Source organism: Paenibacillus sp. FSL R7-0331, assembly GCF_000758645.1.
In the GTDB taxonomy this organism is placed as follows: domain Bacteria; phylum Bacillota; class Bacilli; order Paenibacillales; family Paenibacillaceae; genus Paenibacillus_AQ; species Paenibacillus_AQ camerounensis.
This window is the reverse complement of the sequence record NZ_CP009284.1, coordinates 5,628,199-5,649,930: the sequence shown is the minus strand read 5'-3', so window position 1 is coordinate 5,649,930 and position 21,732 is coordinate 5,628,199. Positions and strand designations below refer to the sequence as shown.

Annotated in this window: 20 protein-coding genes; 16 read left to right on the top strand and 4 right to left on the bottom strand. The window is 54.3% G+C overall.

Annotated features, from left to right (window positions below):
* Positions 1–4: 4 nt before the first annotated feature.
* The 8 genes from R70331_RS24280 (at position 5) to R70331_RS24245 (ending at position 7,979) form a co-directional block, all read left to right on the top strand.
* On the top strand, positions 5–757 hold the full coding sequence (locus tag R70331_RS24280; protein WP_042179997.1) for a HesA/MoeB/ThiF family protein: 753 nt from the start codon (positions 5–7) through the stop codon (positions 755–757).
* A complete protein-coding gene (locus R70331_RS24275) occupies positions 754–1,896 on the top strand; it encodes a homocitrate synthase/isopropylmalate synthase family protein (protein WP_042179995.1) in 1,143 nt (380 codons plus the stop codon). Before R70331_RS24280 ends, R70331_RS24275 begins: the two co-directional genes overlap by 4 nt.
* Positions 1,897–2,162: 266 nt before the next feature.
* A complete protein-coding gene (locus R70331_RS24270) occupies positions 2,163–2,942 on the top strand; it encodes a Cof-type HAD-IIB family hydrolase (RefSeq protein WP_442950558.1) in 780 nt (259 codons plus the stop codon).
* A 342-nt stretch (positions 2,943–3,284) separates the two neighbouring features.
* Positions 3,285–3,518 (top strand): hypothetical protein, encoded by a 234-nt coding sequence (locus tag R70331_RS24265; RefSeq protein WP_042179992.1) that lies wholly within the window; start codon positions 3,285–3,287, stop codon positions 3,516–3,518.
* Between the two features lie 182 nt (positions 3,519–3,700).
* On the top strand, positions 3,701–4,255 hold the full coding sequence (locus tag R70331_RS24260) for a hypothetical protein (RefSeq protein ID WP_042179990.1): 555 nt from the start codon (positions 3,701–3,703) through the stop codon (positions 4,253–4,255).
* A gap of 120 nt (positions 4,256–4,375) precedes the next feature.
* Entirely contained in the window at positions 4,376–6,064 is a 1,689-nt protein-coding gene (locus tag R70331_RS24255; protein ID WP_042179987.1) for a glycoside hydrolase family 13 protein, read from the top strand.
* 139 nt (positions 6,065–6,203) lie between these two features.
* On the top strand, positions 6,204–6,938 hold the full coding sequence (locus R70331_RS24250; protein ID WP_042179985.1) for a class I SAM-dependent methyltransferase: 735 nt from the start codon (positions 6,204–6,206) through the stop codon (positions 6,936–6,938).
* Positions 6,939–7,979 (top strand): MBL fold metallo-hydrolase, encoded by a 1,041-nt coding sequence (locus tag R70331_RS24245; protein WP_231576351.1) that lies wholly within the window; start codon positions 6,939–6,941, stop codon positions 7,977–7,979. It abuts the gene before it with no gap.
* A 632-nt stretch (positions 7,980–8,611) separates the two neighbouring features.
* Here the strand turns inward: R70331_RS24245 and R70331_RS30705 are convergent.
* The 3 genes from R70331_RS30705 to R70331_RS24230 form a co-directional block, all read right to left on the bottom strand.
* Positions 8,612–9,229, bottom strand: a complete 618-nt coding sequence (locus R70331_RS30705) for a gluzincin family metallopeptidase (RefSeq protein WP_156131186.1) — start codon at positions 9,227–9,229, stop codon at positions 8,612–8,614.
* A 151-nt stretch (positions 9,230–9,380) separates the two neighbouring features.
* The gene (locus R70331_RS24235; protein WP_042179981.1) at positions 9,381–10,052 is read right to left on the bottom strand and encodes a Type 1 glutamine amidotransferase-like domain-containing protein; all 672 of its coding nucleotides are present in this window, start codon (positions 10,050–10,052) and stop codon (positions 9,381–9,383) included.
* A gap of 151 nt (positions 10,053–10,203) precedes the next feature.
* Positions 10,204–10,797: a phosphatidylglycerophosphatase A family protein gene (locus R70331_RS24230; RefSeq protein ID WP_042179979.1), complete on the bottom strand. Its 594-nt coding sequence runs from the start codon at positions 10,795–10,797 to the stop codon at positions 10,204–10,206.
* A gap of 426 nt (positions 10,798–11,223) precedes the next feature.
* On the opposite strand from R70331_RS24230, the gene R70331_RS24225 reads away from it, so the two are divergent.
* From R70331_RS24225 to R70331_RS24190, 8 genes are all read left to right on the top strand, one after another.
* Positions 11,224–12,339 (top strand): GerMN domain-containing protein, encoded by a 1,116-nt coding sequence (locus tag R70331_RS24225; protein ID WP_042179977.1) that lies wholly within the window; start codon positions 11,224–11,226, stop codon positions 12,337–12,339.
* A 158-nt stretch (positions 12,340–12,497) separates the two neighbouring features.
* Positions 12,498–13,259 (top strand): ribonuclease PH, encoded by a 762-nt coding sequence (gene rph / locus R70331_RS24220; RefSeq protein ID WP_042179975.1) that lies wholly within the window; start codon positions 12,498–12,500, stop codon positions 13,257–13,259.
* Between the two features lies 1 nt (position 13,260).
* Positions 13,261–13,902, top strand: coding sequence for an XTP/dITP diphosphatase (locus tag R70331_RS24215; RefSeq protein WP_042179973.1), 642 nt, complete (start codon positions 13,261–13,263; stop codon positions 13,900–13,902).
* A gap of 485 nt (positions 13,903–14,387) precedes the next feature.
* The gene (locus R70331_RS24210; RefSeq protein ID WP_052419194.1) at positions 14,388–16,355 is read left to right on the top strand and encodes a glycosyl hydrolase family 18 protein; all 1,968 of its coding nucleotides are present in this window, start codon (positions 14,388–14,390) and stop codon (positions 16,353–16,355) included.
* A gap of 208 nt (positions 16,356–16,563) precedes the next feature.
* On the top strand, positions 16,564–16,998 hold the full coding sequence (locus tag R70331_RS24205; protein ID WP_042179969.1) for an NfeD family protein: 435 nt from the start codon (positions 16,564–16,566) through the stop codon (positions 16,996–16,998).
* Complete coding sequence (locus tag R70331_RS24200; RefSeq protein ID WP_042179967.1) at positions 16,998–17,936, top strand: SPFH domain-containing protein; 939 nt, start codon at positions 16,998–17,000, stop codon at positions 17,934–17,936. Before R70331_RS24205 ends, R70331_RS24200 begins: the two co-directional genes overlap by 1 nt.
* Before the next feature lie 100 nt (positions 17,937–18,036).
* Entirely contained in the window at positions 18,037–18,489 is a 453-nt protein-coding gene (locus tag R70331_RS24195) for a cupin domain-containing protein (protein ID WP_042179965.1), read from the top strand.
* A gap of 214 nt (positions 18,490–18,703) precedes the next feature.
* Positions 18,704–19,540, top strand: coding sequence for an aldo/keto reductase (locus R70331_RS24190; RefSeq protein WP_042179963.1), 837 nt, complete (start codon positions 18,704–18,706; stop codon positions 19,538–19,540).
* 262 nt (positions 19,541–19,802) lie between these two features.
* Here R70331_RS24190 and asnB read toward each other — a convergent pair whose 3' ends face one another.
* Positions 19,803–21,647: an asparagine synthase (glutamine-hydrolyzing) gene (asnB, locus tag R70331_RS24180; protein WP_042179958.1), complete on the bottom strand. Its 1,845-nt coding sequence runs from the start codon at positions 21,645–21,647 to the stop codon at positions 19,803–19,805.
* Between the last annotated feature and the right edge of the window lie 85 nt (positions 21,648–21,732).

Below are 21,732 nucleotides of genomic sequence, written 5' to 3'. Positions count from 1 at the left end.
AGGCATGGAGCAGCTAGCCGGAGAAGCAGAGCTTGAACGGTATGCCCGGCAGCTGAAGCTGCTGGGTGAGGACGGACAGCGGGCATTGAAGGAAGCGACGGTCATGGTGGCCGGAATCGGCGGGTTAGGAGGAACGGCTGCGCTGTATCTGGCGGCGGCAGGTGTCGGCAAGCTGATTCTGGCGCATGAAGGTATTATTCTGCCTCCGGATCTCAACCGGCAGATTCTGATGGACAGCGAATCTTTAGGGATGGAGCGGATCAGCACGGCAGCAGCGCAGCTGAAACGTCTTAATCCGCATGTGGAAATTGAGGGCTACAATGCCAAAATTGAATATGAGCAGGCGAAACCATGGGTGGAGAGCGCTGATATTGTAATTGATGCACGGTATGATTTTCCCGAGCGGTATGCTTTGAACCGGCTGTGCGTTGATACTGCTACCCCGATGGTAGAGGCGGCGATGTATGGCTTTGAGATTTCACTTACCACGATGATTCCCGGCCTGACCCCTTGCCTGGAATGCCTGTACCCGGATGTGAAGCCCCACTGGGAGCCGTTCGGATTTCCAGTTCTGGGTGCTACCTCCGGAATTGCGGGTTGTTTGGCTGCGCTGGAGGCCGTAAAATGGATTACAGGGGTAGGGACAACTTATGCGGGCGTAATGCATCGCTTCAGCTCACTCGACTTCGCCTGTTATAGCGTCACTATTACCCGTAATCCGAATTGCGCTTGCTGCGGAGAAGGAGGTAGACCGTGAAAAGTCTGAAGCTATGTGACACGACACTCAGGGATGGTGAACAGGCGGCTGGAGTATCCTTCACGCGGGCAGAAAAGCTGGAAATCGCAAAGTTGCTGTCGGAATGCGGAGTAGAACAGGCAGAGGTGGGAATCCCTGCCATGGGCAGGCGGGAACAGGAGGATATCGCGGCTATCGCTGAGCTGGGCTTGCCGATGAAGCTGATGACCTGGAACCGCTCCACGCCCGGTGATATTGACAAAGCGCGGAGTACCGGGGTGGACTGGGCCCATGTGTCCATTCCGGTCTCAGATATCCAACTGCAGGGCAAGCTGGGGCTCACGCCGCTTGAGGGGCTGAACAAGCTGCTGCGTACGGCAGAGTATGGGCTAAGAGCGGGTATGACGGTATCGGTCGGTATGGAGGACTCGTCCAGGGCGGATATGCAATTTCTGATTCAAGTGGTGAACACGCTGTACAAGGAAGGCATACGCCGTTTCCGTTATGCGGATACGGTGTCCGCCCATCATCCGGGACAGATGGCTGGGCGGATTCAAAGTCTGCTGGGCGCCGTTCCTGATGACGTGGAGCTGGAGGTGCACTGCCACAATGATTTTGGGCTGGCCGCTGCCAATACGCTGAGCGGCATAGCCGCAGGGGCAGTGTGGGCCAGCACTACAGTAGCCGGTATCGGCGAGCGGACCGGCAATGCGGCCATGGAGGAAGTCGCCATGGCCTGGCGGCATTTGTACGGCGGCGAATGCGGCGTGCGGCTGGACCTGCTCAAAGGGCTGGCGGATGTGGTCATTGCGGCCTCCGGGCGCAATGTCGGTGACGCCAAGCCGATTGTGGGACAGCTCGCGTTCACGCATGAATCCGGCATTCACGTGGACGGGCTGATGAAGGAGAAGGCGACGTATCAGACGTTTGATCCGGCTGAGGTCGGCCGGGCCCACCGCTTCGTGCTGGGCAAGCATTCCGGCAGCGGCGGGGTAGCGCATGTGCTGGAGCAGCGCGGCCTTGAGGTCAGCCCCGAGACGGCAAGCCGTCTGCTGGAGCGGGTCCGGGAATATGCGGAGGCCCGCAAGGGCAATGTGCCGGAGGTTATGCTGCTCCAGTGGCTGATGGAAGAGCAGCAGCGGGCACAAAGTGCGGTGTGAGCAGGTGTCGGGCTGAGCGGAACCGATGAACGAAGACGGATGAACGGATGAATGAATGAGCTGATGAATGGACGAACGGATGACGGATGAGAGGATTTAACGGAAGCTGCAACCGTTTGGCAGAGGCGGTCCCGATTAGGGGACTGCCTCTTTTTTTTGCGGTAAATTAGAAGTAGGGAATTAATGAAAGCTTGCATCACTTTCAGTAAGCATCTACAATTTGGGCAGGATACATACAAAGAGAACAGCAAGGAGACTGGAGAGCGATGACTATGGTTAAGAAGACGATTTTTTTTGATATTGACGGAACCATCTATGATGAAGATAAAAAGGTGCCTGCTTCCGCCAGAGAGGCGATTGCCGAGCTGCAGCGGCGTGGCCATAATGTCGTAATCGCGACAGGCCGGGGCGCTTATATGTTCAAGCAGCTGCGCGAAGAGCTGGGGATTGATTCCTTTGTCTCACTCAACGGCCAGTATGTGGTCCACAAAGGCGAGGTAATCTATACTAACCGGCTGGAGACGGATGTGCTGAAGGAGCTCACCCTGTTCGCAGAGAAAAATGACCATCCCGTTGCTTACATCGATGCTACGGATATGAAGGTTAATACAGCTGAGCATGTGAATATCGTGACCAGCATCGGCTCGTTGAAGCTGGCCTTTCCGACCTATGATGCGGAGTATTTTTTGCTGAACGATATTTACCAGGCGATCATCTTCTGCCCGCAGGAGAGCCAGGCGGCCTATGAAGAAGCCTACCCGGAGCTAAAGTTTGTCCGCTGGCACCCGCTGGGAATGGACGTACTGCCGGGTAACGGCTCCAAGGCGGGCGGCATTGCCAAGATGCTCGAAATCCTCGGCGTGGATAAAGCGGAAGTGTATGCGTTCGGCGACGGCCTGAATGATGTGGAGATGCTCAGCTATGTCGGCCATGGCATTGCCATGGGCAACGCCGAGGAGGAAGTGAAGGCGGCTGCGACCTATGTCACCAAGCATGTCAGCGAGGACGGCATTTACGAGGGGCTCAAGATGGTGGGGCTGCTGTAGGAGGCAAGGCAAGAGACCATTCGTGCTGGCCTGGACTAGGAGAGGCGCCGGTCAGGCGAGGGATTTCAGCTTTCAACCTGAGCGATGGGGGAGTGACGCGGACTGTCGGATGTCCGTCTAAGCGGTGAGACTGTGCGAGACTGTTGTAACTTGGTACTTGGCTAACTCCGACTTAATCGTTGTTCCAAAACAGCGCCGCATGTATTTAACTGCACTTTGTGCAGCTAAAACCGCCGATTTCCCTCCTGTCATCACTTTAGCTGCATTCTGTGCAATTAAAAAGGCCGGATAACCTCAGTTTCAGCCGATTTGGGCAGATATAGTTGTACGGAATACAGCTATATGGTGCAGGAGCTGATTTTTGGAGCTTTTAATTGTACCAAGTACAGCTATATGGAGATCAGAGGGCTTTCTGTTGCAGAACGTGCAATAGGGATGCCCTTTTTTTGCGCGGGCAAAGCGTTCTATTGTATTTCTTACAGCAGAATTGCTCAGAAACCGGATAAAGGCACTCCTGCAGCGTTTTCAAGTGCACAAAATACAACAGAAGCTGCCGGCAGAGAGAAATCGGTGTAATCTATTGTACAAAATGCAATCACACAGTCACCGTTGCCGTCACAGCTACTGTTCCTGCTACTGTGACTGCCGCTACTACTACTGTCACTGCTGCCACCCCCATCCGCTCTGACCCGCCGCAACAATATCAGCAACGCAGCCGTCAATTACTTATAAGAATTGCGGAGAGGGGACGGCTTAAGATGGATTTCAACGCAGGCGTAAATGTGACTTTAAGTAAACAGATGCACAGGAAGATTGGCATAGGCAAAAACGCCGGTATATTAGCGCTCATATCGGAGATTAAAAGGATTGCTGTGCTGCTGCTGATCCTCGTAACCGGCATACTGGTTACCGGGTGCGGCCAGAGCAATAGTGTGACGGATACTGCGGAGTTAAGGGAGCTTAGCGCGGATGAGATTACAGCAGCTTTTTCAGAAAAAGGGCTTGAGCTGAGCAGTAGTGAGGTGCGGGCGGAGAGTATTTTTCACAGGGAGCTGAACGGGCATAAACCGCTTGTTTTTCTGCTGGATGAGGAGGAGCTGGTTATCTACCAGTTTGCCGGGGAAGGGGAGCGCGAAGCGGGCTGGGCTGATTTTGAGAATCAGACGGCTACAGCGGATCTGGTGCAGCATAAGGGGTTTCAGGAGCAGTCGCTGCTGATTTTTTATATTCATGATGAGGGGATGACCGGGCAGGCGCTGTTCCGGCAGATCGGGCAAGTAATTCCGGGGCTGCTCAAGCTAAGGGAGAGCTAAACCGGACGCATCCCCGCCCGCTTTTGCCAAATAATCTGTGATTGTCTTCCACCAGTATGGTTAAGATATATTAAATATCACTTCCTGAGGCAAACACCGGAGAAGCGGAGGAGAGTCCAAGTGAATCCAAAATGGTGGAAAGAAAGCGTGGCGTACCAGATCTATCCGATCAGCTTCATGGACAGCAACGGTGACGGAATCGGCGATCTGCGCGGTATTATATCGAAGCTGGATTATCTGCAGGACCTGGGTGTGGATGTCATCTGGGTATGTCCGATTTATAAATCGCCGAACCATGACAACGGCTACGATATCAGTGATTACTGTGACATTATGAAGGAATTCGGGACGATGGCGGATTTTGACCTGATGCTGAGGGAGATGCACGCCCGGGGAATGAAGCTGATGATGGATCTAGTGCTCAACCACACGTCCCACCAGCATCCCTGGTTCGTCGAATCAAGGAGCTCGAAGGATAATCCGAAACGCGATTATTACATCTGGCGCAAGGGCAAAAACGGCGGTCCCCCGAACAACTGGGAATCGTATTTCAGCGGCTCGGTGTGGGAGCTTGATCCCCAGACGGATGAGTATTATCTGCATCTCTACTCCAAATATCAGCCCGATCTCAACTGGGAAAATCAGGTGGTGATCGACAAGCTGCATGAGATGGTGGAGTGGTGGCTCAAGAAAGGCGTTGACGGCTTCCGGTTCGATGCGATTGCCCATATCATCAAGGCAGAAGGATATCCGGATGCGGCTAACCCCGGCGGAACGGCGACGGTGCGGGCTTATGAGATGTTTTCCAATCTCGAGGATGTGCACACGATGCTGCAGAATCTGCATGACAAGGTGCTGTACTTCTACGACATTATGACGGTCGGGGAGACTTCGGGTCTTGGGCCTGAGCAGGCGCTGGATTATGTCGGGGACGGGCGGCGCGAGCTGAATATGACCTTTCAGTTCGAGCATATGAATCTGGATTGTGCGGCTCCGGGCGGCGGAAAGTGGGATACCGTGCCGTGGAAGCTCACCGATCTCAAAAAAATCATCAGCAACTGGCAGACGGTTCTGCACAACCGGGGCTGGAACGCTAATTACCTGTGTAATCATGACCAGCCGCGCTCGGTGTCGCGATTCGGGAACGACCTGTTCTACCGCGTGCCGTCGGCCAAAATGCTGGCTACCTTCATCCATATGCAGGAGGGTACGCCCTATATTTATCAGGGTGAAGAGCTCGGTATGACGAATGCGGCGTTCGAGTCGATTGACGATTACCGGGATGTGGAGACGCTGAATTACTATGAGGATAAACGCAACCAGGGGCTGCCGGAAGAACAGATTATGGCTAATATCCACAAAAAAAGCCGGGACAACGCCCGTACCCCGATGCAGTGGGATGATTCGGACGAGGGCGGTTTTACGACAGGCGTGCCTTGGATCAGAGTCAACTCTAATTCGAAGGAGATCAATGCGGCGGCAGCGGTTAAGGAACCCGATTCGATCTACAACTACTACAAGAAGCTGATCCAGCTGCGTAAAAAGCATCCGGTCATCGTCTACGGCGAATATGGCCTGGCGCTTGAGGAGCATGAGGAGATTTACGCTTTTACCCGTACGCTTGAGGATCAGCGGCTGCTGATTATCCTGAATTTCTTTGAGCATGAGCCGGTATTCGAGCTGCCAGCGGAGCTTGCGGCGGGACCAGCGGAGCTGCTGATCTCCAACTATCCGCCCGCCAAGGAGGATGATCTGGCCTCGCTGAAGCTCCGGCCGTATGAAGCACGGGTATATTTGCAGCACCTTTAGGCTGGGCCAGCAGAGTTGCCGGGACGCGGGAAATATGGCGGAATGGCGACTCTTCTTTGAGTTTGCCGGGAAAAGGGGGTACAATCGTTACAATATTATACATAGAGAGTGTGCAGGAGACGCGGGGAGGAGAAGCAGAATGGGTGAATGGTATGAAAAAAGCTTTGGTGAGGATTATCTCATAGTGTACCGGCACAGGGATTTCTGCGGGGCCCGGCATGAGGTAGAGAAGATGATCGGCTGGCTGAATCTGCCGGAAGGTTCGAAGGTGCTGGATTTGTGCTGCGGCATGGGCCGCCATTCGCTGGCGCTGGCTGAAGCCGGCTTTGAGGTGACCGGCGTTGACCTGTCGGAGGTCTTGCTGGGTGAAGCACGTGCCCAGGAGGGTGCGGAGCGTGTGACCTGGCTGCGCTCTGATATGCGGGAGCTGCCGCTTGACGGCGGCTTTGATGCAGTGGTTAACCTGTTTACCTCCTTTGGCTACTTTGAGGAGGATGAGGAGCAGATTAGGGTGCTGCGCGAAATCTGCAGAATGCTTAAGCCGGGCGGCCAATTTATTATAGATTTTCTAAATCCGGCCTATGTGATCCGTCAGCTTGTGCCGCACTCCACCCGCGAAGACGGGGATATTCTGATTGATGAGTCCCGGCGGATCGAAGACGGCTATGTCAAAAAGGATATCGTCCTCACCTCCAAAGGGGACGATACGCCCCGTAAATATCATGAGCGGGTAAAGCTCTACCCGCTGGATACGTTCAAAAAGCTGCTGGCCGCTGCCGGGCTGCAGCTTGAAGCCGTCCACGGCAGCTATGATGAAGAGGAATATGACGAAGAGCATTCCAATCGAATGATCTTTGTCGGCATCCGTCCGTAGATGGTATCAGGCAGAAGACTTCCGAGAGGCGGTGACGGCATTATGCGTAAGGCGGAGATCAAGGACTGGGAGGGCGGCATCCTGCAGGTGAGCGTACCGATGGACCCGCCGTTGCGCTGGGTGAACAGCTATATTGTCACAGAGCCGGAGGGCGGCATAACGGTCATCGACCCGGGTCCGCATACGCTGGAGGCAGAGCTGGCCTGGCAGGGGGTGCTGGATGAGCTGGATCTATCCTGGGATCATGTCCGGCAGATCGTAGTGACCCATCACCATCCCGACCACTACGGGCTGGCGGGCTGGATGCAGGCCCGCAGCGGCAGCCGGGTCTGGATGTCGGAGCGGGCCCACGACGAGGTCATGATGGCGTGGGGGACGGCAGCGACGCTGAATGAGTCGCTGCCGCTGCTGTTCCTCCGGCACGGCATGCCGGAGGAGCTGGTTCAGGGGGTCAGGGAGCATCTGGAGAGCTTCCTGGCCCAGGTTACACCGCAGGCGGAGGTCAGCTATATCGACGCTGCGGGGGCTTTTGTGCTGGGCGGCCGGGAGTGGACGCCCGTGCTGACCGGCGGGCATGCGCCGGGTCATGTGTCTTTGTATGAGGCCGGCAGCGGGCTGATGATCTGCGGCGATGCTGTGCTGCCGCAGATTTCGCCCAATGTCGGCCTGCAGCCGGGCAGCGATCCGCAGCCGCTGCAGACGTTCCTGGAGGGGCTGCGCGTGCTGCGCAGCCTGCCTGTGCGCCGTGCGTTCCCGGGGCACCGGGAACCGTTCACGGCGTGGGCGGAGCGGGCGGACAGCCTGCTCCGGCACCATGAGGAGCGGCTGGACACCGCCGCTCAGCTGCTGGCCGGCGGACCGCAGAGCGGGTTCGCCGTGTGCGAAGCGCTGTTCCGCGGCCGCGTGACCAGCGCGCATCAGCTGCGCTTCGCCATGAGCGAGGCGCTCGCGCACCTGGCGGAGCTGGTGCGCCGCGGCCGGGCGGCTACGCTGGCGGCAGAGCCGGACGGGCCGCTGCTGTTCGCGGCGGCGGAGCGATAGCGCCGGCGCCTTGCATGGCTGGCGCGAGCGGTGTGGACACAGCGCCGGGCATGGCGGCGAGCGCGATGTGGATGCAGCGCCTTGCATGGCGGCGCGAGCGGTGTGGACACAGCGCCGGGCATGGCGGCGAGCGCGATGTGGATGCAGCGCCGGGCACGGCAGCGCGAGCGATGTGGATGCAGCGCCGGGCATGGCGGCGCAGCTGAAACAGCCGGATCACGAACAACATAGCGGGAATAAACCCGCTGGTTCGTAGTCCGGCTGTCCTGTTTTGCGATAAACTGAAACTTAGCTGCAGTTTGTACACTTATATTGGCGCAAATTTGCTCAAATGCAGCAATAGCTGCATTCCGTGCAACTAAAAGTGCTGTGTAGGGCCAAATAAGCTAAAAATCCGATTTTTAAGTGTACCGAATACAACTATTTCTGGGCAAGGGCCTTTTTTGGTATTTTTAGTTGCACAAACTGCAGTTAAAGTATGTATACATTCAGAATGTAGCTCGAATAGATACTTATAAACTCGTGCGGCGAATCACCAACTAACTGTCACCCAATACTCAGCACACTGCGTATCATGCAAAGTACAACGTACTTCCTTCCCCACACTTCCCGCACTAACCGCACCACCCGCACTACATACTCATATCACTCTCAATCCCTTTATAAGCATCATCAAAATCTTCACCGTTATTTAAAGCATCAATCAGCTTCAATAGACCGGGTGTACCAGCAATCCCATACCACCTCGAAACCTCATAGCACGCCAGTTCATAATTCATACGGCTTTGGGCATTAGGCTGAAATGCAGAGGGAGAGTCCAAAAGATCAAAATCTATGGGTAATTTACCGTCATTAGTCTGGATGTTCCAAGTTCCTTTATTGTCTGGAAACCGGCCATCCGCCATAGCGGCTAATCCCTCATCAAACCATATGGGTACCCTGCTGCTATTGAGCCGCTTCTTTAATTCAGAGTGTGTCAATTCATGGGTAATCACGTTTTCGTTAAAGCCCCTTGGGCCGATAACAATATAGTTATTCCACGGATAATAATAGGTTTGCCCAATATCTGAATTTGCATATTTTTCTAAAGCCTCTTTAGAGGTTGCATAGATTATAACGGGAGCCGATTCTTTGTGACCAAAAAGAGTATCGATTTTTACATTAGAGGCTTGAACGTACTGGAGTAGTTCTGCTTTTTCACTCTCAGTAATCTCAGGTTCAACGTATACATTATGTACAATTTCATTCATATTGGAGTAGCTGATTAATACAGCATGGGTTTGCTTAGTGTAGATCGAATACAAGAACAGTACAACTAGCGCGAATATTAAAATGATTGACAAGACGATTATTTTGTTCTTTTTTGTCCTGAGTAATATCAACGTAATGTTCTCCTATTAATTATGATTTGTGAAAAAGCTTCCAATTCCCTTCAGAGATAACCTCCGCTGCCCCGTCGATTACTTTAATGGCGGTCTGATCATCAATCGCATAGGCCGGACCCTTCATCCCGGCGGCCCATCTCTCGGCGCCAGCCATGGTGTTGTCAGGCAGCATTTTGTGATCCAGATGCGGGAATATTGCAAAATCAACGAGACCCAGCGCTTCATCACCACCGGCAGGCGGAGTCCAGCCCACGAAGAATTCCCCGATGCTAGGCGCCATTACCATACTTCCTGCACTCATTCCCACATAAACCGCCTTCAGCGACGGCAAAAGGTCTGCCAGTCCAGACTCCCGCATCCAGTGGTACAGATAGAGGGCATCGCCGCCGGCCACCAGCAGGACGTCTGTCTCCCGAACCAGCGGCACCCAGCGGTCTTTGCTGATGCTTGGCAGCGCGGTTAGCTCGAGTATGCCCACAGACTTCCAGCCCAGCTCGACCATGGGATTCCCGGATTTCCCGCTAATGAACTCCCAGGTATTGACGCCGGGACCGACCCAGGGGTGCCCGTACATCGCCGTGGGGATGCACAGGGCGTTCGATTCGGCAATGGGCTTGTCCAGCATTCCAACCAGTGCGTCGTGTATGCTTTTATTTATGACGCCCGCAGATGTTAGTAATAGTCTCATAACTGCACTCCTTGTCGTTTGGAATCTTACCATTTCCCGCATTGCTTGTTTGTTCGATAAAAGGTTTGAACTATCCTCCTGTCCGTCCGCAGAAAAGGCAGCCAACCTTATGTGGTCGGCTGCCTAATGTAATCTTGGGCTAACATCGCCGTTACTCCAGCTGATCCTCGGCCGTCTTTCTGGCAGCTTCCTCTACATCCTCAGGTGCATGCGGGAGGCCGAGCTCCTGCTCGCGTTCTGCCTGCTTGCGGTGGGCAATGCGGCTGCTGGCCGCTGCGGCAATGGCGCCGACAATATCATCCAGGTAAGTATGTACCTGTCCGGTGCTTTTGTCATTCAGTCTCGTCAACACCCCGGGCTTCAGCTTATCCACGTAACCATAGTTGGTGAACCCGATGCTGCCATACACATTCACAATGGAAAAAGCGAGAATCTCATCCACGCCGTACAGTCCCTCATCATTTTCAATCATATCCTGCAAAGGTGTAAAAAGCTTGCCCTCCTCTGCCAGCACGTCCAGCTGAATTCCGGTCAGCACAGCGTTCTGCACTTCACGTTTACTGAGGACCATCTCGACGTTATGGACGCATTCCTCCATGGTCAGTGTCGGATAATATTTCTGCTGCAAAAACATAACAAGCTCAGCAATTTCTTCTACCTTTACGCCGCGTTCCTGCATCCAGTGTGTGGTTGCTTCTGCAACTGCCTTGCTATTAAGACTGTAAGGAGCTTTAACTTTATTCATACGTAGTCACCTCATTCTAGGGAGTAGGCTGGCCTTTATACTGCTGCTAATTAACAGTAGTAACATCGATAACCTTAAAGTAAACGGCAGAATATGTACTCTTGGCTATCATCAAAACCCCAGCCTTATAACGTTATTACCTCAGCAGCGGGCAACGGACGCATCTTCTTAGTATTACCGGTTATGCAGGCCTCTGATTTGCTCGTTCTGCCCGGCAAAAATGCCTTGATTCGCTCATTGTCCTTCACTTAAGCCTAAGCCGCATCCGCCCTTACCCGAGCCCGTGTGCCCCTCACCCGCAGCTTGTCCCGCTTCAGCTCCGCACGTTGTCCAAAATTTAGGATGAGCTCTTGTTATTTTTTGCAGAGAGGGCTCGTATACATAGCAGTACAAACTGATCCTAGTTGTTGAAAGGGGCAATGATTAATGAAACCTATGACAAAAGTCCGTGCGCTGTCTGCGGCTTGCCTGCTCACGGTTCCGATTCTGCTGTCCGGCTGCGGCCTGTTCGGTTCGGAGTCGGCAGCAGTGGATCCGCCGCCGGAGGAGATTGAGGCGCAGATGCTGGAGCTTAGCGACGGCACTACGCTTGATGCTGGGGTATTCGGACCAGTGGCAGGGGATACAGCCGCCGGGGAGATAACCAGTCAGCCGGAAGCGATCGCACCCGGAGAGCGCACCACCGTCTACCTGCAGGACAGCAACGGGCTGCTGACCCCGGTTTCGCTTAAGCTGCCTGAAGGGGACAGCAACGCCATGCTTACAGATTCACTAACTGCACTGGTCACCCAGGGGGCATATGCCTCAACTGTTCCTGAAAGCTTTGAGGGTGTACTTCCCGCCGGCACACAGGTGGAGAGTGTCTCTGTGGACAAAGATAAACTGGCGGTGGTCGAATTCAACGCCGCATTCAATGATTACAAGCCGGCGGATGAACGCAAAATTCTGGAGGCCATCACCTGGACATTGACTGGACAGGAGGGCATCGAGGGCGTACAGCTGTGGGTCGACGGCAAAAAGCTGACCGAAATGCCGCTTCAGGGTACACCGCTGGATCATCCGCTGTCCCGCTCGTTTGGCATTAACCTGCCGAGAAACGGACCGGTGCTGATGAATTCATCTGCGGTAACCGTTTATTTTTCCGCAGCAACGCCTGACGGCACTCACCAGTATTATGTTCCGGTTACACGCTTTGTACCCGCCGGAGAGGACCGGGTGAAGGCTGCGCTGAATGAGCTGATTGCCGGACCGGAATCGGCTAACGGACTGGAGATGGTGATGACCGGGGGAACTGCGCTTGAAGGAGTAGAAGCCGGACAGAACGGGGTAGTAACAGTGTCGCTGACTGATGATATGTTCACGGATGCCCGGAATGTGCCGGAGGAAATGCTGGAATCCGTCGTGCTCACAGTGGCGCAAAATGCGGGTGATGCTCCGGTCCAGATCCGCCTGAACGGGCAGGAGACGGTAACCGGAACGGATAATGTCAACTACGGCCAGCCGGTATCGGCGCCGGAATATGTGAACGCACTGCCGCTGTAAGAAGTTTTTACCTAGTCAAAAGATGCTTTTGTGCCTGCACTTTGGTAGAATAAAGCTTGCTAAGCAAAAAACGGATAATGCCCTTCCCGGGTGTTATCCGTTTCGCGCGCAAAGGCGTTAATGTAAGCTTTAGCTACTTAAGATGCAGGAGGCAGACTATGACGAGATCAAACGGGCGTAACAGCGACCAGCTCCGGCCGCTTACGATTACAACCCAAACTAATAAATATGCAGAGGGCTCTGTACTGATTGAAATGGGCGACACAAAGGTACTAGTGACCGCAACCGTGGATGAGAAGGTTCCACCGTTCCTGAAGGGCCAGGGTAAAGGCTGGGTAACCGCCGAATATTCGATGCTGCCCCGGGCAACCCAGACCCGTAACCAGCGTGAAGCTGCACGCGGCAAGCTGACCGGACGGACGATGGAGATCCAGCGGCTGATCGGCCGGGCGCTCCGCTCGGTAGTGAATCTGCAGGCGCTGGGCGAGCGCAGCATAACGCTGGACTGCGACGTGATTCAGGCGGACGGCGGTACGCGGACAGCCTCGATTACGGGAGCTTTTGTGGCAATGGCGTTTGCCATTAACAAAATTGCGCTACAGCATAAGCTGAGCGTATTCCCGATTACAGACTACCTGGCTGCTATCAGTGTCGGTGTAGTGGGGGACAAGGCGCTGCTTGATCTGAACTATGAGGAAGATTCCAAGGCAAAGGTTGATATGAACGTGGTGATGACAGGCGGCGGCGCTTTTGTCGAGCTGCAGGGTACCGGCGAAGAGCGTCCGTTCACGCGCCGGGAGCTGGACGAGCTGCTGGGTCTCGGTGAGAAGGGCATCCATGAGCTGATTGCGGTGCAGAAGGAAGTACTAGGTCCGATCGCGCTCAAAATCCCTTCCGGCCAGCCTGGCCAAGAGGTGTAGCATGAGTAACAGCGGCGGCATCCTGATTGTTGCGACGAAGAACAAGGGCAAGGTACGCGAGTTCCAGCATGCTTTTGCCCCGCTCGGCCTGACCGTTAAGAGTATGTTCGACTACCCGGAGCTTCCGGATGTAGTGGAGGACGGCAATACTTTTGCCGAGAACGCGCTCAAGAAGTCCAAGGCAGTCGGCGAAGCCCTCGGCTTGCCCGTACTGTCGGATGACTCCGGCCTGTGTGTCGATGCGCTGGACGGCCAGCCCGGTGTGTACTCTGCCCGTTACGCCGGGGAAGGTGCGCAGGATGAGGAGAATAACCTTAAGCTGCTGAGCGAGCTGGAGCGGATGAAGCAGGGTGAGGATACCGGCCAGCCTCTGCTAAGTACGGCACGGTTTGTCTGTGCGTTATCGCTTTATGATCCGGCGGACGGCTCGGAGCTGACAGCGGAAGGTACGGTGGAAGGCTGGATTACTTCAGAGCCTGCAGGCGCCGGGGGCTTCGGTTATGATCCGCTTTTCTACCTTCCCGAGCATGAGAAGACAATGGCCGAGCTGACGCTGGAGGAGAAGCAGAAGATCAGCCACCGGGGAACGGCGCTGCGTCTGCTGACGGATAAGCTTGCTGCCAAGCAGGCCAATAACGGGTGATTTCCCCGTACACTTTAAACAGATGACTCTGTCTGCCGGGTAGGCGGCCAGGGTCTTTTTATATTTTTATAGGGTGGTGGCAGCGTTTTTTGAGTATAAGATGATTTTATCCCCCGATTACAGAAATTTACCCCTGGCGGTTCCCGCTGCGATGCCTGAAAATTAGAATTACCTTCATCTCTTAATGATGTCAGAATCCTCCAATTTAACGACTCCTAACTCTTCTAATCCATCACCTACCTGACAGCAGGATAAACCGTATCACCACCGTGTTCATAAGCCAGCCGGCGAAATTACAGGCAACAGGGCAGTTTCATGCGCTTTTTTGTAGTATCTCATCTATTAACAAGACTACCGTTACATTGCTAGAAAGGCAGAGTGAGGGTGAATCCAGATCCGGGAGCGGGGTGAACTGCCAGGCGTCGCTATTTCTTATCCATGAAGAACGATGTGCTGTGAGAATGAAACGGGGAGGTAATATTTGCATGCTGAAAAAGAAATCACGGAAGTCTGTTGCGCTGGGACTCGCGGCTGCTTTGTTTATTACGCTTTTTGCCGCACTCGGCGGGAGTGTCAAGACGGCTAAGGCCGCAGGGAACGATTATAAAATAGTCGGTTATTATGCGTCCTGGGCCGCTTACGGACGGGCTTTTAACGTAGCGGACATTGATGCCGCCAAAATGAATGTGATCAACTACGCTTTTGCCGATATCTGCTGGAACGGGGTGCATGGAAATCCGGACCCGACCGGCCCGAATCCGGTCACCTGGTCCTGCCAGAATGAGCAGGGGCAGGCAATCAGTGTGCCGAACGGTACAATCGTACTGGGCGATCCATGGATCGATGCCCAAAAAAGCTTCGGGGATGACAAATGGGATGATCCGATCAAAGGCAACCTGAAGCAGCTGTGGAAGCTGAAGGAGAAGAATCCGAATCTGAAGACGATGATCTCTATCGGCGGGTGGACCTGGTCGAACCGGTTCTCTGATGTGGCGGCAACGGCTGCTACCCGTGAGGTGTTTGCCAATTCGGCGGTTGATTTTATCCGTAAATATAAGATGGACGGCGTCGATCTGGACTGGGAATATCCGGTCAGCGGCGGACTCGCCGGCAACAGCTACCGTCCCGAGGATAAACAGAATTATGTGCTGCTGCTGCAAAAAATTCGTGAAAAGCTGAACGCGGCAGGTACCGCCGACGGCAAAACCTATCTCCTCACCATCGCCTCCGGTGCCAGTCCGACATACGTCCAGAACAATAATCTGAGCGGGATTGCAGCGGTTGTGGACTGGATCAATATCATGACCTACGATTTCAACGGAAGCTGGAATACGACGACCGGACACAATGCGCCGCTCTATTATGATCCTGCTACAGCATCCACCGGGCTTACTGAGCCGCAGAATTATAATATCGACAAGGCGGTAACCAGCCATCTTGGAGCAGGAGTTCCTGCAAGCAAGCTGGTGCTGGGAATGCCGTTCTATGGACGAGGCTGGGGCGGTGCTCCGGCTGCAGGCAACGGGCAATACCAGGTATCCGCCGGCATTTCCTCCACAGGCACCTGGGAAAAGGGCAATTATGATTTCAATGATCTGGAAGCCAATTATATTAACAAAAACGGCTACACCCGTTATTGGAATAACGTAGCCAAGGTGCCTTATCTGTACAATCCTTCAACTCAGACCTATATCAGCTACGATGATGCGGAATCCCTGGGTCACAAGATCAGCTACCTGAAGGCTAAGGGCCTGGCCGGAGCCATGTTCTGGGAGACGAGCGGCGACCGCAACCGGACGCTGCAGAATAAGCTCAGCGCTGAGCTTGGCGGCGGTGTCATTCCGACACCAACCCCAACCGCGACAATAGCACCGACCGCAACGCCGACTGCTACACCGACTGCTACACCGACCGCTACACCGACCGCGACGCCAAAACCGAGCACAAGCCCTACGCCGACAGTAGCACCAACTCCAACCGTTATTCCAACCGCGACGCCCAAACCAAGTGTTAGCCCTACTCCGACGCCGACAGTAGCACCGACACCGACTCTAACACCGGGACAATGCACCGCACCAGCCTGGAGCGCAGCCGGTGTGTACACACAAGGCCAGCAGGTTTCCTACGGCGGGTACGTATATGAAGCCAAGTGGTGGACACAGGGCGACCGGCCTGATCTGAGCGGCGCTTATGGGGCATGGAAGGTAACCGGGGTGTGCGGCAATGCGACCGCTACACCTTCACCTACCACGCCGGCGACACCTGTTCCAACGGCGGTACCTACCCCGGCTGCTACAGCAACACCGGGAGCCGGTGCCTGGGCGGCAGGCATCGCTTACAAAGTAGGGGATACAGTCACATACAACGGGTCCGCATATATCTGCCAGCAGGCGCACACCTCGCTTGCCGGGTGGGAGCCGGCAGCTGCCCCTGCCCTCTGGAAGCTGAAATAACACCAGCGTAACCGTCAGTATCAAAAGCCTGCAGAGAAGAACGGCTTCTCTGCAGGCTTTTTTGGAGCAAATGAATTGTATTCATAACCTTCCGTGGCTTGAAATATAATAAAAGTGCCTGCTTTTGTCCCTTTCGGGAAAAATGATGGAACGCGCTGCCGTTTTATTCGTTTATAGTAGTATATAGCGGAAGGTGGTGAGATCACCTATGGTTCCATGGGTGCTATGGTTAGTCGCGGCCGGTGTTCTGCTTGTGATTGAAATGTTCACGCTTACTTTTTATCTGTTCTGGCTTACGGTCGGTGCAGCGGCGGCGCTGCTTGTGTCGCTGATCTGGCCGGAGGCGATTCTGCTGCAGGTGGCGGCAGGCGCGGTAGTAACGGTTCTCCTGACCGTGTTCTCCAAACCTCTGGTCGCCCGGTTCAAGCATGCCCGGGGGTTCGAGGATATCGGGACAGAGATTACCGGGCGTCAGGGTATTGTCGTTGAGGCGCTTGAACCGGGGCGTTACGGCCAGGTCAAGGTCGGCGGCGATACATGGAGTGCAGTGTCAGGCGAGGTGCTGGCGAGAGATGAATTAGTCAGAGTTGTCCGCAGAAGCTCCACTATTATCGAAGTAGAACGATGGGAGGAAAACAGCTGATGGATTCATGGGTAATTATCGGGATTATTATTGCAGTCGTAGTCGTTTTTGTGGCACTGACGATCAAAATCGTACCGCAGCAGCGTGTTGGGGTAGTCGAGCGGCTCGGGAAATTTCACCGGCTGCTTACACCGGGGCTGAACATTCTGATTCCGGTCATTGATCAGGTGCGTACGTACCATGATTTGCGGATTCAGCAGGCGAATGTGCCGCCTCAGACGGTTATTACGAAGGATAACGTTCAGGTACAGATTGATACCATTATTTTCTACCAGGTAGTCGGACCGGAACAGGCGACTTACGGTATTTCTGATTATGTATACGGGGTTCGCAATATCTCCACGGCAACTATGCGTCAGATTATCGGTAAGCTGGAGCTGGACGAAACACTGTCCGGACGTGAAAAAATTTCGGCGGACATCCGGCTGGCCCTCGATGAAGCAACCGAGAAGTGGGGCGTGCGGATTGAGCGCGTTGAGGTTATTGACATCAAGCCGCCGCTGGATATTCAGGAAGCGATGGATAAGCAGATGAAGGCGGAACGCAGCAAGCGTGCGATTGTTCTGGAGGCGGAAGCTGCCAAGCAGGATATGATCCTGCGCGCGGAAGGTGACAAGCAGAGTAAGATCCTCAAGGCTGAAGGTGACAAGGAAGCGCGTATCCGTCAGGCTGAGGGCTTACGTCAGGCACAGGAGCTGGAAGCGCTCGGCCAGGCCAAGGCGATCGAGGCGGTAGCCGAGGCCGAGAAGGCGCGGATTCAGCTGATCAGCACCGCCGGGCTGGATGAGCGGGTACTGGCGTACCAGTCCTTTGATGCGCTGACCGAAATCTCCAAAGGACCTGCCAACAAAATATTCCTGCCTAGCAGCACAGTTGAGACGCTGGGTGCGCTCGGAGCAATCGCCGAAGTATTCAAGGCAGGCAAGGACGGCAAGTAAGCAGCAGAAGGTTTTACAATTGCGGCACATTTTTGTTAAAGTAAAAGCAAACACAAATCTAAGTGGTTGCTTATGCGGCAAACTTTAAGGAGCAGATACTGTGACGCAAAAAGAAATTTCTCCGCTGGTAGCAGCGCTGGGGCTTGAAGCCCACGTTGAGGGCGGATGGTACAAGAGATTATGGAACTCATCCTTCGAAATTCCCCAGGAGACACTGGGCAGTAACTATTCAGGAGCCAGAGCATCGGCCTCCTCCATTTACTTCCTGCTTCACCCGGGTGAAAAGTCGGAATGGCACACCGTGCTCTCCGATGAAATCTGGCTGTGGCATTCCGGCAGCCCGATTGTCCTGAGCCTTGGCGGCAGCGGTGCACAGCCTGAGAACGTAACTGAAGTGGTGCTCGGCGCCGACATATTAGCCGGACAACAGCCGCAGGTCGTTATTCCTGCAGGCGTCTGGCAGGCCGCGCGGCCGCTCGGTGATGAGCCGGTGCTCGTCTCCTGCATCGTATCACCGGAATTCAGCTTTGATGATTTCAAGCTGATCGATTAATTACTCAAGAGAAGCGTCTGCTGCGGTTGCGGCAGACGCTGTTTTTTTATTTTTTGGGGGTCTCCGCAAAAGCACCTGATTCAGCATTCTGGTTAAGGCCCGCTTTGCAGGGGAATTTGTGTACTGTTATAATCTTATTGAATCCGGGCTGATTCCTCAGCCATTTTTTAGGTTATAGATGCTTGATCACACCAATAGGCTTGGAGGGTTAACAATGAGCGAATTAAATGGACCATTTTCGGGCGGACCGACGCTGAATGACGGGGCAACCATGCCGTGGCTGGGCCTGGGCGTATGGCAGACCAAGGACGGCGAAGAGGTTATCCAGGCAGTGAAGACAGCAGTTGAAACAGGCTACCGCAGCATTGATACGGCAGCCGGATATAATAATGAAGAGGGCGTCGGGCAGGCCATCCGGGAATGCGGAGTTCCGCGGGACGAGCTGTTCATCACGACCAAGGTGCGTAACCCTGATCAGGGATATGAATCGACACTTAAGGCTTTTGAAGTAAGCCGGAAGAAGCTTGGTCTGGATGTTATTGACCTGTATCTGATCCACTGGCCGGTTAAGGGTAAATACCGGGACACCTGGAAGGCGCTGATTCACCTGCAGAAGGAAGGGCTCGTCAAATCCATCGGCGTCAGCAACTTCCAGGTGCATCATCTGCAGGATATCATCGACGATACCGGCGTGGTGCCGGCCGTGAACCAGATCGAATTCCATCCGCTGCTGACCCAGCGCGAGGTGCTGAAATTCGCCAAGGCGCATGACATTCAGGTGGAGGCCTGGAGCCCGCTGATGCAGGGGAACCTTGATCTGCCGCTGCTCAAGGAGCTGGCTGATCGGTACGGCAAGACGGTAGCGCAAATTGTGCTCCGCTGGGACCTCCAGCAGGGCGTGATCACCATTCCTAAGTCGGTGCATGCTGAACGCATTGTGGAGAATGCCGGCTTCTTTGACTTCACGCTGAGTGACGATGATGTACAGGCAATTGAGGAGCTGAACCGGAATCACCGCTTTGGCCCGGACCCGGATAACTTTAATTTCTAAATGGGCTGCGGGCAGGCTGATTACGAAAAGAATAGAGGCAAAGCCGAAGCAGAAGCAAGCCGGGGCAAAGAGCAAGCCGCACGTAATACGCGGCTTGCTCTTTTTGTGCTGCGTCTGAAAGCATGCATTTGGCTGGTAAACCGGGGTCCTGTGCCTGTGAGAACAAACAAGAGATCCTTGTAGCCTGAATGTTTTGCAGAGCCCGGCATCAGGGATAACACCCCCTTGACCTAAATATGTTTATCTAGAGTTGCAGAAGCTTTTATCCAATGGATACATTATACTTCTGCAGCCAGAGATTTACTTGAGCCAGATAGGCGAACAGCTGCGGGCCGGACATCAGCTGGCCGAACCAGGGCAGATTGCTGGATGATTCCGGCGATGCTGCAATTTCACGGATTTTGGCCGGATCAATCAGCGGCAGGATCGGAGACGATGAATCATCCAGAATGTTCAGCATCTGAGTACGGACGGCGTTCAGGTAAGCGGGATTATGTGTTTTGGGATAAGGGCTTTTTTTGCGGTAGAGTACATCATCCGGCAGCACGCCTTCCAGTGCTTTACGCAGAATGCCTTTTTCACGGTTGCCCACCGTTTTGATCTCCCACGGGATGTTGAAGACGTATTGTACCAGCCGGTGATCGCAGTAAGGAACGCGGACTTCAAGTCCCACGCCCATGCTCATCCGGTCCTTGCGGTCCAGCAGGGTAGGCATGAACCGGGTAATGTTGAGGTAGGACATAACACGCATTTGCGCCTGTTTGCCGGTCTCCCCGTCAAGCTTCGGCACCTCAGCCACTGCGTCACTGTAACGGTCACCTAAATATTCCAGAGGACGTATCCATTCGCGGACTTCGGGCGACAATAATCCTGCACGCATTTTGGGGGCTACCGACCAGGGGAAGGTGCCGGAGGACAGCGCTTCTTCACGGTGGAACCAAGGGTATCCGCCAAAGATTTCGTCTGCGGCTTCGCCGGAAATAGCGACCGTCGCATTCTTTTTAATCTCCCGGCAAAATAAATAAAGCGACGAATCCACATCCGTCATCCCCGGCAGGTCACGGGAGTAAAGGGCGTTATCGAGCGCCGGCACCAGATCCGGAGTATCAAAGTTAATGTAACGGTGATTCGTCTGCAGCTCATCCACCATCCGTTTAATCCACGGCCCGTCTGCGCCGGGCTGGAAGGTGTGGCTTTTAAAATGCTTATCGTTATCGACAAAATCAACTGAATAGGTGTCCACACGGCCCTGGCCGGTGCGGTTGTAGTATTGCACGGCGAGGGCCGTTAAGGCGCTGGAATCGAGTCCCCCGGACAGCAGGGAGCAGACCGGAACGTCGGAGACAAGCTGCCGCTCCAGCGTATCCTGCAGCAATTCCCGGACTCTGGCCGCTGTTTCATCAACGTTGTCAGTATGGACATAGCTCTCCAGCTCCCAGTATGCATACTTGCGGATGCCGCTGCGGCTATAAATCATGGCATGACCGGGACGAAGCTCGAATATATCTTTGTATACCCCCTGTCCCGGAGTACGGGCCGGACCGACGATAAAGATTTCTGCCAGACCTTCGGGCCCTACCTTCGGCTGGACTTTGGGATGCTGCAGCAGTGCTTTGGGCTCAGAGCCAAAGACAAACACATCATCAATCTGACTGTAGAACAGCGGTTTAACGCCAAGCCGGTCACGCGCCAGAAACAGATGGTCCCGCACACTGTCCCAGACGGCAAAAGCAAATATGCCATTGAGCTTTTCCGTGCAATCAGGGCCCCACTCCATATAGGCATGCAGAAGGACCTCGGTATCACACTGGGTCTGGAAATGGTGGCCGCGCTGCTTTAGCTCGCTTTTGAGCTCACCAGCATTATAGAGTTCACCGTTATACACGAGCGCATAGACATTCTCATCCTGCCGGGCGATCATCGGCTGTGCGCCGTTCTCGGGGTCAATTACACTCAGCCTGCGGTGTCCGAGGGCACAGGGGCCCGAAATCCACGTTCCGGCGGCATCCGGCCCGCGGTTTGATAAGGTTTCAGTCATTTTAACGAGCAGTTGCGAGTGCTGGGTAAGGTCACCGCGCCACTGGATAAAGCCGGTTATTCCGCACATGATGTTCATCCTCTCTTTTGTGCGATTGTTGTCCAAATATAAGAATTGAGTAATACAGATATATGCCGATTGAAGGGATAAAATG